The sequence below is a fragment of the Candidatus Bathyarchaeota archaeon genome, from assembly GCA_025059045.1.
Lineage (GTDB): Archaea > Thermoproteota > Bathyarchaeia > Bathyarchaeales > DTEX01 > JANXEA01.
The window spans coordinates 93228-106959 of the sequence record JANXEA010000008.1 but is presented as its reverse complement, the minus strand read 5'-3'; the positions used below and the strand labels follow the sequence as shown (position 1 = coordinate 106959).

The 13732-nt window shown below is 42.3% G+C and carries 13 protein-coding genes; 7 read left to right on the top strand and 6 right to left on the bottom strand.

What is annotated here, in order from left to right:
• The first annotated feature begins 20 nt into the window (after positions 1–20).
• The 3 genes from NZ952_02655 to NZ952_02645 all read left to right on the top strand — a co-directional run bounded on the left by NZ952_02655 (position 21) and on the right by NZ952_02645 (position 3042).
• Positions 21–1307 carry an HD domain-containing protein gene (locus NZ952_02655; GenBank protein ID MCS7120089.1) on the top strand — a complete coding sequence of 429 codons (1287 nt, stop codon included), beginning with the start codon at positions 21–23 and terminating at the stop codon, positions 1305–1307.
• Between the two features lie 40 nt (positions 1308–1347).
• The gene (locus NZ952_02650; GenBank protein MCS7120088.1) at positions 1348–1749 is read left to right on the top strand and encodes a DUF126 domain-containing protein; all 402 of its coding nucleotides are present in this window, start codon (positions 1348–1350) and stop codon (positions 1747–1749) included.
• Positions 1750–1857: 108 nt separating this feature from the next.
• Positions 1858–3042, top strand: a complete 1185-nt coding sequence (locus NZ952_02645) for an aconitase X catalytic domain-containing protein (protein MCS7120087.1) — start codon at positions 1858–1860, stop codon at positions 3040–3042.
• On the opposite strand, the gene NZ952_02640 is transcribed toward NZ952_02645, so the two are convergent.
• From NZ952_02640 to NZ952_02620, 5 genes are all read right to left on the bottom strand, one after another.
• A complete protein-coding gene (locus tag NZ952_02640) occupies positions 3043–4398 on the bottom strand; it encodes a UbiD family decarboxylase (GenBank protein MCS7120086.1) in 1356 nt (451 codons plus the stop codon).
• Between the two features lies 1 nt (position 4399).
• Positions 4400–4750, bottom strand: coding sequence for a proteasome assembly chaperone 4 family protein (locus tag NZ952_02635; GenBank protein ID MCS7120085.1), 351 nt, complete (start codon positions 4748–4750; stop codon positions 4400–4402).
• Between the two features lie 79 nt (positions 4751–4829).
• Positions 4830–5621, bottom strand: a complete 792-nt coding sequence (locus tag NZ952_02630) for an aldolase/citrate lyase family protein (GenBank protein MCS7120084.1) — start codon at positions 5619–5621, stop codon at positions 4830–4832.
• An 86-nt stretch (positions 5622–5707) separates the two neighbouring features.
• Positions 5708–6730 carry a Clp1/GlmU family protein gene (locus NZ952_02625; GenBank protein MCS7120083.1) on the bottom strand — a complete coding sequence of 341 codons (1023 nt, stop codon included), beginning with the start codon at positions 6728–6730 and terminating at the stop codon, positions 5708–5710.
• A gap of 169 nt (positions 6731–6899) precedes the next feature.
• A complete protein-coding gene (locus NZ952_02620; GenBank protein ID MCS7120082.1) occupies positions 6900–7496 on the bottom strand; it encodes a hypothetical protein in 597 nt (198 codons plus the stop codon).
• An 85-nt stretch (positions 7497–7581) separates the two neighbouring features.
• Here NZ952_02620 and NZ952_02615 point away from each other — a divergent pair, with 85 nt between their 5' ends.
• The 3 genes from NZ952_02615 (at position 7582) to NZ952_02605 (ending at position 9674) form a co-directional block, all read left to right on the top strand.
• Positions 7582–8265 (top strand): AAA family ATPase, encoded by a 684-nt coding sequence (locus tag NZ952_02615; protein MCS7120081.1) that lies wholly within the window; start codon positions 7582–7584, stop codon positions 8263–8265.
• Between the two features lie 61 nt (positions 8266–8326).
• Positions 8327–8977 carry a phage Gp37/Gp68 family protein gene (locus NZ952_02610; GenBank protein MCS7120080.1) on the top strand — a complete coding sequence of 217 codons (651 nt, stop codon included), beginning with the start codon at positions 8327–8329 and terminating at the stop codon, positions 8975–8977.
• 190 nt (positions 8978–9167) lie between these two features.
• A complete protein-coding gene (locus NZ952_02605; GenBank protein ID MCS7120079.1) occupies positions 9168–9674 on the top strand; it encodes a CDP-2,3-bis-(O-geranylgeranyl)-sn-glycerol synthase in 507 nt (168 codons plus the stop codon).
• 14 nt (positions 9675–9688) lie between these two features.
• Here NZ952_02605 and NZ952_02600 read toward each other — a convergent pair whose 3' ends face one another.
• Positions 9689–12745: a glycosyl hydrolase gene (locus tag NZ952_02600; GenBank protein MCS7120078.1), complete on the bottom strand. Its 3057-nt coding sequence runs from the start codon at positions 12743–12745 to the stop codon at positions 9689–9691.
• A 186-nt stretch (positions 12746–12931) separates the two neighbouring features.
• Here NZ952_02600 and NZ952_02595 point away from each other — a divergent pair, with 186 nt between their 5' ends.
• Positions 12932–13720 carry a radical SAM protein gene (locus NZ952_02595; GenBank protein MCS7120077.1) on the top strand — a complete coding sequence of 263 codons (789 nt, stop codon included), beginning with the start codon at positions 12932–12934 and terminating at the stop codon, positions 13718–13720.
• Positions 13721–13732 lie beyond the last annotated feature (12 nt).

The window sequence follows — 13732 nt, the reverse complement described above, 5'->3', positions numbered from 1 at the left end:
GAGAGTGATTGGTGAGACGTATGAAAACGCGCAAATACTGGGGTGAGATTAAAGACCCTATATATGGCTACATTTACATTACAGAAGATGAAAAGGAAATAATAGATTCTTATCCGTTCCAGAGGCTGAGAAGGATTAGGCAGCTAGCCGGCGCAGAGTTTGTATATCCAGGAGCCAATCATACAAGGTTTGAGCATTCATTAGGAGTATTATGCTTAGCCGACCGTTTGACAAGCAATCCGAGAATATCACAATTAATCTCTGAAGATGAGACACGTACAGTCAGGATTGCTTCTATGCTCCACGATATAGGCCATGGACCCTTCTCTCATGTCTTTGAGCATCTTTTGACTAAATTCCTTGGCAAGACGCATGAAGATATGACGAGTTGGATAATTCTTAACTCGGAGATAGGAGAAATCCTTAGTAAACTTGGGTATGATGCGAAAGACATAAGCATGCTTTCTGTTGGCCTATTAAATAGGCCTGGGAAGACGTATATTGATCAGATAATCAGAAGCGCTGTTGACGTAGACAAGCTTGACTTTGTTGTCAGGGACACTTATCATACAGGGGCGGAGTATGGATATGTCGATGTAGCTAGATTAGTGGATACGATGGACGTTACGGATGGGAATTTGACCGTTGATATTGGAGCCCTTTCTGCCTTGGAGTCATTCATTCTAGCTAGGATCGAATCCTTCAAGAGTATATACTTTCATCGCGTCGGTAGAGCCGTCCAGATAATGCTTGCATCTGCATTAGAGCTGGCAAAGGATGAATTAGGCCTCACAGACTTCAGTTCCCCAGAGGAATACTTGTCTCTAGATGATTATGTATTATGGACAAAGTTGAAGGAAAACGAAAAGTCAAGAGAAATTATAGAGAGGTTAGAGAGAAGGAGACTGATTAAATGTGTCTATGACCCTCCCCCATTTTATTTAAAGGACAGAATTGTGCCAAGCATATTCAATGTTGAAGGGATCCGAAACATTATGAGGGATGAGATTGCCGAGGAAGCCGGCGTCGATCCTGAAAAGGTTATAATTGATGTTCCCACACTTCCCTCTGTTCCATACCATAATGCTTTTCCAATGGAGCCTATGGAGATACCGATATCGAACACCACGAGAGACGGAAAAAAGTTTGTTTGTCGCCTCAGTGAGTTATCGGGAATATTTGATGTGCTCAAAGGCTTCATGAACATCATAAGAGTCTACACGGAGAAAGAGTGTATGGAAAAAGTTCAGAAAGCAGCTGAGAAGCTTTTCGGAAGTCTCCCCTTCTCCGCTAAAATTTCATATTAGATGAACAAAGTTTCATTGCATTATGTCACGTGGTGGAAAGATGGCTTTTGTTCTTAAAGGTCGACCAGTAGTTTCAGGGCATGCAAAGGGAGTGGCATTAGTCTCGACCAAACCCCTTAGTTTCCTTGCAGGAATAGATGTTGAGACCGGAATAATTGTTGAAAAAGGTCACGACCTCTACGGCAAAAGTGTCTCTGGAAAGATCCTATGTTTTCCGCACGGTCACGGGTCCACGGTTGGAAGCTACGTTCTTTATTCTCTTGTCAAAAAGGGTCTAGGACCCCGAGGAATCATTAATGAGACTGCAGAGCCTATTGTAGTAGTCGGTGCAGTGATTGCAGAGATACCGATGATCGATCAGATTGAAATAGCCAGAATAAGGTCTGGAGATTTGATAGAATTGGATGGGGAATCTGGCATGGCAAGAATTGTTAGAGCATGATATTTAAACCTTGAAAACATCTCCTCTATACTGTTTGTTAAAAGTTGATTTCTCTTCCAGAAAGATAGATAAGGTTTCCAGCTCTCTTCTTTCCTAAAGGAGGAGGCAATGGTGCATCTAACCACCGAGGAAGAGAAGATATTAAATGGGGAGAGGGGGTGGGCCTATCAAGTAGCGATGAAGATCCTCGTCAAGCTTGGAGACCTGTATGGTGCGAAGAGACTAATACCCATACGGTCTGCCCATGTTTCAGGCGTCTCCTATAAGACTATAGGCGATGCGCCGATCGAATTTCTCAGAAACCTATTTGAGTCCGGAGCCATTGCTGAAGTTGAGACCACAACTAATCCAGCAGGCTTTGACAGCATGCGGTTAGATGAGTTCAATTTTTCAGAATCGATACTTGAAAAGCAGCTTGAGGTAATCAGAGTATATGAGGGAATGAAGTTTCTTCCAGTTTTAACCTGCACACCATATTACTTGAGGAGACCCAGAAAGGGTAGCCACCTTGCATGGGCAGAGTCATCCGCCGTAGTTTACGCGAACTCTATACTTAACGCATGGACTAACCGTGAGGGTGGACCGAGCGCGCTTGCAGCAGCTCTTATTGGAAAGACGCCGGACTATGGTTTACACAGGCCTGAAAATCGGAGACCGGAAATAGGCGTTGATGTTAACGTAAAACTCTCAAATGAGGCTGAGTTTGGTGCTCTTGGAATACTCCTTGGAAAGGTTGTAAGGGACAAGATCCCGGTGTTTAAAGGCCTTCCAAGTCTAGAAGAGTTCTGTCTAAAGCAGATGGGGGCGGCGTTGGCTTCTTCTGGAATGGTCTCATTCTTTTACCCCTCATACTTACAGGTCGAAGAGTTCTCAATATCAGATACTCTGAGTGTTGAGGCCAAAGAGTTGAATGAGACTTTCGAGAGGCTATCAACAACTGATGAGGAACCTGACATGATATTTATAGGATGTCCTCATTCTTCGTTGCATGAACTAGAGACGGTTGCATTTCTTTTAAGAGGCAGAAAAGTGAAAAGAGGTGTTAGGCTATGGGTATGTACTTCTAGGTACATCAAAAATGCCGCGTCAGCATACGTAAGCCAGATCGAGGCTGCTGGCGGAAAAGTTATCTGCGACACATGCGCGGTCGTAACATGGCTTAAAGAGATGGGTGTGCAAACGTTGATGACAAACTCTGCCAAGACGGCATACTATGCACCAAATATGTGTAAGGTTGGGGTTCGTTTTGCCTCGCTCCAGGAATGTATAAATAAGGCATGTAGCGGGTCTTGATTAATCGTTTTTCGCCATTCCGGTCTTGATTTTTTCTATACACGCCCTAATCTTGTTGGATAATGGGATTTTGGCCTTCAAGAACTTTTCCGCCGGATCGCTGAGTGGGCGGGTGGCATCTATGCCAATTTTAGCCGTCAATCCATCCCTCTGATTTCCCGAGGGATCCAAGGTTGATCCCCTAGCTCGCGTGATAACGATAAGATCCTCATCAGCTTGGAAACGGGTCGCTATCGCCCACTCAACTTCTTCCATGTTAAAAACATCTACGTCCCCATCCACAATAACCACGTGTTTTAGGCTTGGGTGCCCAGCGAACGCCGCTAAAATAGCATTCTTTCCATCACCATCCGTCTGCTTCTCTATCGAAATTATAGCATGTAGCCATCCGCAGCCGCCGCTAGTAAGGTTCACAGCATTCACTCTTGGAACAACATTTGAAACTGCACTGTATATGGCGGCTTCGCGGGGAAGCCCCATAAGTAACTTATGTTCCGAACCACCTGGCAAGAGGGCTTGATAAATATAATCCTCCCGATGTAGAATATTAACTACCTCGACAACTGGCTGCTCTCGTTGGATATCATATGTCCCTACAATATCAACAAAGGGACCTTCTAAGGCAGATTCTGCAAAAGAAATTCTTCCTTCCAGTATAAGCTCAGCCTCCGCTGGTGCGAAGACATCAACCTTGCTGCATCTTACAAGCTCTAATTTGTCTCCTAGTAAACTATTTGCAATACCGAACTCGCTTATTCCAAACGGAGGGGAAGAAGCTGCGGCTAAGAGAACTGCTGGATGGAGACCGATGGATATCGCGATTTCAAGGTCTCTCTTTTCACCTCTGGCCATAGACCACAGTCTATAGAGATGTCTCGGGACAAGTCTAATCGCCAAATGTTTTTCATCTAAGACCTGGAGACGATGAATGGAGACGTTTTCAACCTTTTTATCAGGGCTTCTTGCAGAGATTACAGCGGAAGTGATATAAGGTCCCGCATCCCCTTCAAAATGCTTCAAAACCGGAATTTTATGGAGGTTAGGCTTTTCCTGCACCTCTTTTACTGGCCCATCATCAACAATCCTTGGGGACACGGGTTTTGACATAGCGTCTAACAGTCTTTGGCACAGCAATCTACTGTCAACACCAATTGATTGGGCGATCCTTGATCGTGTGCCACAAATATTACCAACCACCTTTGTCGTATAGCCTTCTACATTATCGAATAATAAAACGGGGCCGTCTTGAAATTCTTGCAAGACCGCAGATATCTCAAATCTTGTTGATAATCCATCAGTTATATGTATGACTTCACCTTTATCCTCAATCTCGGTTAGAAAACTTCTGAGACTCAAATTATGTCTTCCTCCTCAAAATTTCTTCTAGAAGCCTCCAAAAGATGGTCGCCGCCCTTTTTTCATCTGTCATGTTTAAGAAAACTGAGACTAGAACAACCCTCTTTAAAGTTGCGGCCAAGCGCTCTGCCAAAATTCTGGCCAGAGTCTTATCCTTATCTCCCAAAAGAATGGATGAGAGCGGCGGACCCAGCATATCTCCTCCACTAGGCACGGATATAGCCAACGTTCCAAGAGAATAGTCTCCCTCACACAGGAAGATTATGTATGCGTTTTTCATGTCGATAAGCATTCCGCTAAATGTTATACCGTACTCGACTACTTTTTCCTCTATAATTCTCACTTCTGACAATATGATCATTCCTGCTATAATCAATGATTCTTTCCTTTGAATATTTATCAGTTCACCGTGAAAACTAGAAGTCTCAGGCTTAAATCCTGGAGAGTATTTGCCTGAGTTCTCCGCCCTTGCTTTTCCACCAATTATAGAGGATAGTTACGTCCGTGCCTATGCTGAAGTTACGTACACCCATATCTATGTATCTCTTTGCCTCATCAACGTTTCTTATCTCAGCTCTAGGCGTGACTCCCATCTCAAGCGCGGTCTTTATAACCTTGACCTCTGCCTCTCTTACTTTTGGGTGATTAACTTCTCCCGGTAATCCTATGCTGATAGAGTAATCGGACGGTCCGAACTGTACCATGTCGACGCCTTCAACCGAGAGGATCTCATTTAAATTTTCAACAGCCGATTTCTTCTCTATCATCAATGCGACTACGGCATCTTCACATATCTTAACAACATCTGCAGCAGTGGCCACTGATGAGACGTATCCAACCCTTCTATCCATCCTAAAGCCGCTGAGACCCTTAGGTTCAGTTCTTACAGCTTTTACGGCTTCCTCCGCATCTTCTACAGATCTTATATCAGCAAATAATATGTTCTGTATTCCTGATGCTAAAGCTCTGCCAGCTAAATAGATTCGCGGTTCTTGGTCGATCTTAATCATCGTCGATATATTCACGAGTTCCGCGGCTCTAGCTAAGTTGTCAAGATCGTAAAGGTCGTATGGACCATATTCACTTAAGAATTCAACATAGTCGTAAACGCCGCTATGTCCTATTATCTCAACTAATCCGGGCCATGCAATAAGGATTCTTGTTCCTATCGAGGGTTCCCCTTTACGTATTAGCTGTCTAAGTCGGTTTTCCCGCAAACCCATTTTCCTTCCTATAATTTGACATGCAAAAAGGATACTCTATAACATAAATGCTTTGCTTCAAGCTGCGCAATAGTTTTAACAGAATGTCAAATCAACCCGATTTCATTTCCATATCTATCTAATCGTACCTTGCCGAAAGCGATCCTGGAGACGGCGTCTTTCACAGATGTAAATATCCTTATCACATTCCGCCTAAGATCAACTTCAAGTACTGTTCCAATTCCGAGGACTTTACCATTGTAATCTTTTAAAGCAACTAATGTGCCTCGCGTACTACGGGGTGATGAAATATCATCTTTATTTTCCGGCACAAGGTTTTTCAATACGGTCATCGATGAACTGGCATTTCTCGCTTTTCCTGAATAAATGTTATAGCCTTCCAGTATTACCCAGTGCAGAGGAAAAGATCTGATCTTGGTGTTCCGTAGATGCTTCTTATAGGCCAATCCTCTCAGAAATTTTCTCACTTCTTTATCTCTTTTTCTAATATTCTCTGGTTGATCAATTTGTATGATTTTCGCTGTACAAACATTACTTATTCTGGCTTGTAATTTCTCGTCAGCTCCAATTAGTATAATATAATCAGGAGAAACACTCTTTATCAATTCAGACTTAAAATTTAATGCTTCTTCTCCTTCAATCCACCCATCAGTATTAATCACTATGAAGTTTGCTCCTGCTCTTGAGGCCTTTTCTTTTAGTGCTGCGGTGCCGCTAACAACAGAATTGGTTGCTAGGCTAGGTGTAGTCACACCTATAAAAATTAGATCATCGGGCATTATTTTGAATAAGTCAAAGACTGATTCCCTAATATTTGCTAAACTTAATGTTCCAGGCGGTCCAACATCGGATTGGCCGAGATCGCTATCGACGAAAGCAACATTAAACCCGGTTCTTAGCGCAGAATTAATTAGATATATGCTGAAACTTGTTTTGCCAACATCTACGCCTCCCAATATGAGAACAGTCTTAGCCCTTTTTTCACTCAATAAGGTTTGGGCGGCGTGTTTCCACGAATTTGGTATCGGGTCGCTGTCGATTTCTGTGAAAGAAGCAGTTTCGCCCAAAGATAGGCTGACAGTGGTATCGCGAATAGCTTCTAGCGGCATACGTTTACCCCGACGAATAATTATTTCACCCTTCTCAATTATTGCGCCAAACACTGAAACACTTCCGGAGACTACTCTTATGCTTGATGGCCCGTCAACGAGAAGAGTTTTCCCCTTAACGATGGTCCTAGTGATCAGATTCAGATCACCTTTAACATGCTATAAAAGTCTATCTTTGAGCAATTTTCACCGCTGAATCCGCATCACTTACTTTCTTTCTTGAATCCCCGCTCTTATGCTTACTGGTCCAGGCTTCAGTAACTATGTCTATAGTAACATTTTCAGGAAGAGCCATCTTCAGTCTTCTAACAATTTCTTTTGCTAGCTCAGGAACGCCGTCTCCAACTTTAATCTTCTGGGATTTTGCAGGCTTATTCTTAAGTTCTGTTATGACCATGTCAACCGACTTTTCAAGGCTTAAACCCTCAAACTTACTTAGGACTTTACCATCGCCTAAAACAGCTAAACCAAAAGTTTTTCCCGGATCTACACCGATCACAACCTCACAATATCTCTCTTTATTCTGTGCTATACGTATGGCCTCTTCAATTATTGATGATGGATCCTCATCACAATTATATACTAGGATGTTCGGATGTTCAATCTGGCCTCTTTCTTCATACGTTGTTATTATGACTTTTATGTAGCGTGGAATCACCTCTCCTGGAATCAGACTTAAGAAGGGTATATTTCTATCCTTCAGTTGACTTACGATTCTATAGTACGCTTTTCCAGAGACTGTTACAACAGCTATATTAGCCCTCATAATCTGCCACTTAATAAGCTTAACATGATGGTGGACTAAAATTTAAGCCTTACATACGCAGATTATTTTTGTTGGAAGCATCGTCTTGACCAGATGGATACCTACAGGGTCTGTTCTTCTGGACAAAGTGCTGGAAGGAGGTTTTCCTTCTGGCATGATTAGTCTGGTTTATGGAGAAGCCGAGACTGGAAAGTCCACCTTAGCCATGCAGAGCGCGTTAAGTTGCGCCACTATGGGCTTTAAAACCTTGTATGTGGATTCTGATGGGACTTTTTCTCCAGAGAGACTGTTGCAGCTGGGTGCCTACAACTATAGAGAAGCTTTAGACCTAATCATGATTGTTCGACCTTCATCATTTGATGAGCAAGCGGAAATCATTGATAGTCTAGACAGATACATAAATGAAAGGTTCGCTCTATTGGTCTTTGACACAATAACCTCTCTATACCGACAGGAGGTGGCAAATACAGGGGAGAGTTTTCATGTTAACCGTGAATTAAACCGTCAGGTAGCAACTATAGAGCAGATTGCGAAAATTTTTGATCTGGCTGTTATACTTGTGAGTCAAGTGCGAGGCTTGTTTGGAGAGAGAGTAATGCCCGTGGCAACAAGAGTTCTGAAATTCTGGTCGGATAATGTTTTGAGTCTAAATAAAACAGGTAGGTCTAACGTCATTAGAGCAGTGGTAGAAAAGAAGAATGGTGCCGAGACCGATATCACTTTTCTTCTGGCAATTGAGGAAAATGGAATCCGTGATCATATTAGTTGAATATCAATTATTTTTATGAATGGAGCCTATGGTGTAAACGTTAAGGGAATGTGAAGAAGATATGAGCACGTGGAATCCGATCACAGGCTGTCTGCATGATTGCACTTATTGCTGGGCTAGAAGATATGCTGAAAAGCTTGCCTCTTGGAAAGTTGAACCATATAAGACTCATGGGTTCAAGCCCGCATTTGCAGAATGGAGACTTAAGCAAAAAATACCGAAAGAAGATTTTGTTTTTGTTTCGGACATGGGTGACATGTGGGGAGATTGGGTTCCAAAGGAATGGATCGAAAGAGTTTTGGAAGTTTTGAGGTCTAAGCGTGGGCAGGACTTCTTTTTTCTAACAAAAAACCCGAAAAGGTACAGAGACTTCATTCACTTGTTCAGAGATAACATGATATTAGGGGTCACGATTGAAACAAATAGGGATTATAACCTCACTAAGGCTCCGCCCCCACAGGAGAGATATGAGGTGATGAGAGCCTTGGATTGGAGAAGAAAAGCCGTAGTTATCGAACCAATCTTGGACTTTGATATTGTCCTCATCGACTGGGTTAGGAACATAAATCCGGAGTTTATTCGTGTTGCATATGATAATTACGGTCACAGATTGCCTGAGCCTCCACTTAGTAAGGCTGAAATACTAGTAAAAGAATTGCGTAAGATTGCAGATGTGGATGGATCAGGATTACGAAAGGCATGGTTCGAATAGGCTAACAAGAGAATAGACTAGAGTCTTTTCTGAAAATCGGTTCCTCTTTTCTTTCAATTCAATCATTTATAATCCATTCGAATGCTCCTTAGAATTAGTCTTCTGGACTACTCAAGTTCAAAATGTAGAGGGCTTATGCTCAAAAGTTCTATTAGCGGCTTTCTCAATATTTTGTGAGGGGTAGGATTTGATGATACTAGAGGTCTTAAGTTCGTTATATTACATTTTTCCAGCATACTGTGCAAACGCTGCACCTGTAATTTTTGGAGGTGGTCATCCAATAGATTGTAACAAAAAATTCTGCGATGGAAAGCCTATCTTTGGTTCTCATAAGACTATAAGGGGATTTTTGTCCGGTATTGTGATCGGGGTGTTAGTTGGTTGGGTGCAAGAGTCTCTTACCCCAATTATCGGAGTACATGGAGGCGGTGTTATCCTCGGTTTGGCGCTTTCGTTTGGAGCATTAGTTGGCGACCTGCTCGGTTCATTCATTAAAAGGAGACTCGGCATGGAACCTGGTTCTCATTTGCCAGTATCAGATCAGATCGATTTTGTTCTGGTGGCATTACTTTTTGGTTATCTAGTAAAACCTATCTCTCTGACGCAAACAATTATTATTATTGTATTAACAGGCCCTATACACGTTATAGTCAACTTTTTTGCCTATTTGCTGAGATTAAAAGATACGCCGTGGTAGATAATTCAGATAACTTACTCATCCATTATTGTCTCTTTACGAATCAGTACCTGGGCACCTTTAATCAATCCATAGGGTACGATCTGGTATGAATCTGTCCAGTTGGCCTCGTCAGTGAAAGATGCAGGTCTTACCCAGAAGATGTCGCCCAACTTATTATGAAGCGGTCCAAATGTGTTTCTTAAGGTGCTCACGACATCTATGAGAATTTCGTTTTCTCCTTCTTTGATCCCGTCTGTAATGTCGCATTCTAAGGGTTGCCAGCAAATCGGATATGGTCCTTTTCCGTTAATGTGAACTAGGAATAGTGAGCCCTTGGCATCTGGCAATCGGATATAAACTTTTCCATCATTTTTTAATTGCTGATCAATTTGAAATTTGGCCTTATAGCGCATTATGCCTGAATAGAAGGGGTATCCCTGTTGTGTCCAGTCACCGCTTGTTAGAGTTTTCGGCTCATCGGTTATGATGTAATCCGTTTCTGTGACTTTTTTAACAGCGAAGTCGCCGATGAGGTAGATGTCCTCGATTGGAACATCTATGTCGAATTTGCAGGAGAGTTCAATTATGTTTTCGCCTGTTCTCACATTATCCGTGATTTCTATCTTGTTAAATTGTTTGTCCCAATGCCAATCACTGACATTAGTTGAGACGTGAAACCCGTTGACAGTCAAAGTCCATAGGGAAGCACGTTCAATTACAAGAAATGTTCTCTTGCCTTGGATCTCCGATTTGAAGTGTGCTCTTAGGTTGACTGTAACTGGTTTAGGTGCCACCTTCATTTTATTGAGTACCCAAGGTTGAATTCCATCATACCGCTCAAGCCCAGATTTTTTCCATATTTCCTTCCTGATCTTCCATATGGGTGTGCTCTCTCGCCATTCTTCTCCATCTAGGGAGTATTCGCATTTATCGAGCACTAATACGTTTGGATCTAGACGAACAAACTCCCAATCATTAAATTCATTCAATATTCTTTCCTCAACCTTTGTCCTAGCAATTTTTCTGTAATGAGGAGTGGGCTTTGACGTGTCTATGACAAATGCGTGGCTTCCAGCTGGATAAAAGACTGTTTTTATAATCATTTTGTCATCACCATCCTGTGAAAGTGTTTCGACGCTGGATATAGAGCCACTGAACATATCCCACTCTGTCACTTCACCCACTTGGTAAAATTCTATTATAGCATCGTAGGTTTTTGTTCTGCTCTTATTTGCCAAAAAATAGATGTGAAGTGGTCCGTCAACTCTATGATGAACAAGTATATCTTCGATCTCTGTTCCTTCATTGTCCTTAACCGTGACGGATCTTGGCAATACCTTATCAAGTGCTTCAGCTAACACCTCTCTTTCAGATGATATCCTTATAACATTCGAATTCTCCAAAAGCCTAAGCCACCTAGCTTCCGCATGTTTGCCATCTATTAGGCTAGGAGTCTCCCCAACAAATATGACCTTTCCCCCCTTTGCTACAAATTTTCGGAGAAGATTGTAGGTCTCCGAAGACCAGGTGAGCGACGCTGGAACTATGACAACTTTATACCTACCCTCTTTCACGGTGAAATCTTTTCCAATAACCTGTCCATAACGCGAAATTATGAATTCATCTCCGAGATCAAAGTCTCTGTGCAACGCGAGAAGGTCATCTATAAGTTTGACTAGGGCGTTATTATATCTACCGGGAGGCGTATCATTTCCCATGGGTAAAGGAGAAAATGTTGCCCATGCGCTGCCGATAGGATGAAGTAATAATATATCTGCGTAAAATCTTCCTTTAGAACATAAATAACATGCGCGGGCGAAATAATCGTTAATCAGTTTATAATACTTCCAGTATGGTTGATGATAACTTATAGTAGGCGGATAATCCCTCTTCGCATCACCCTTCATCGTGTAGAGCGTGAGATGGGGGCAGAAGAAGGTTATGCCTAAAGCAAGATGGAAGTCCCCGATCCACTTTTGATCCTCAAAAGTCATGCTATGTCCGCTACATCCGAAAAGTTCTGAGAGCACGCGTGTTCGGCCAAACTGATGCGCTACGCTGGAGCATTGTTTTAATGTGAGGGGATTATCAATGTTTCGGCCAAGGTGATCGATGCCAGGAATCTGCATATACTCGTAGTGAGGCATGGCTGCGCCTATAACCTTTACCTGCGCCCCTAGACTGTCTTCGCTTAGGAAGTGGCCAGTTAACTTAAGCCTATAACGACTGCTTCTCATCGCATATATCTTGGTAAATGACTCGATGAACCTTTTGGTTATGGTTCTCCAAAAGTCATATCTCACTTTTCTATTGCCGCTGGCTTCAAAATATAAAAGGGGAAGTTTTTCTATGATATCATAGCCGTTTTGTTTTTTGAAGTATTTTGGGAGGTTTTCTGACCAAGGAATGTTAGTGCGACCTTGGTAGTTAGGCTCGTCTGTAAAAATCCCGGGTATAGATTCCCCGAAATCTTTTTTGAAATGTTCTGCATAGGCATCCAATGTTACCCTCAGAAATTCTCTTGTAACCTTTGGGTTCAGCAGATCTACATATGTCTCACCGTTATAACGGTTGCTACGCTGCTGAATTTCTACCCTGAATTGGAGAAGGACGCCTTTCCCAGTTATGTCCCTTATCTTTCGGATACGTCTGAATCCTCCAATCCTATAATTGGGTAGGAGATGAGCTTCAAAAATCGCGATCACTGAAGGATCCTTTAATGCTTGTCTTACTTCCTCATGTCTTATCTCGGACATACGCAATGAACGTGCCCTATATTTATCACTCTTCGCAGGAACTAATCCTCCGGCAAAACCACTCGGCCATTTATCCTCATCATATAACCAAGCCTCCAAGTCTAATTTCTTTGCCTCCTCTACACAAGCTCTGACGCATTCCATCCATTCATTTGAAAGGTAAGGTGTTACAAGTCCAACTCTTGAGTGCATAAAGTATCCGCCAAATCCTTTTTCTGCAAATTCTCTAACCTGCCATTTCAGTTCTGAAATGTCCAATGCATCATTCCATGACCAAAAAGGAGAAGGTCTATAAGTCTTCCCGGGACATTTAAACTCCTCTGGACTTAACATTTCGATCACTTGAGGAGAGGCAAACCTCGATACTTTATTGAAAAGATTCTAAGAATAATTGTTTATAAAAGATTGGATTGTTCACTTAGTGGTTAGAAGATGAGGCTGCCAGTTTTTAACGTGGTCAAGTCCAGCTTTTGCACATGCTTGCCGAAATATAATATCAATCCTTATCTTGGAAGGTGCATGCACCGATGTGTTTACTGCTATGCAATCAAGTTTCCAAGTTTCAGAGGACCTATTATCCCTAGATTTGAACTTAAGAACCTTATTTTAAAGATGATAAAAGGGACGGAAAAACGCTATCCCGTGATGTTAAGTGATTCGACTGATCCTTACATGCATATAGAGGCTAAATGTGAGATAACTAAGAAATGTGTGGAGGCTTTGGCTGTGAATGGCTTCCCACTTCTTATAGTAACTAAGTCTGATCTAGTTACAAGGGACATAAATCTCTTTAAGATGACCCGCACCGTGGTTACAATGACAGTAACATCTCCGGAAGAGAATGTAGCGAGATTGATAGAGCCTAATGCCCCCCCTCCTAATGCACGATTCAGGGCTTTGGAGAAAGTTGTTGAAGCGGGATTGCCTGCGGTGATTCGGATTGATCCTATAATTCCAACATTAAATGACGACCCAAAGGAACTCGATGCCATAGTCAGACGGGCTGCTGAGATTGGCGTGAAGCAGATTACAGGTTCAACATTGAAAGTTGTTCCTGGACTCTTACCCTCGATGAAGATGGAATGTAAGAGGCTGTATGACAGGCTGATTAAGGTCTATTCTGACGGTGAATGGGTTGGTGGATATAAATATCTGAGGGTGGATAAAAGGCTCAAGATTTTGACTGATCTAAGAAATTTAGCCTTAAAGCATGGATTGGAATTTGCTACTTGTCGCGAGGGCTTTCCTCAACTTAATACCACAGTATGTGATGGGACCGCATATTGCAGAAGCGCCCCACAACTTTAATGTCTTATTTTC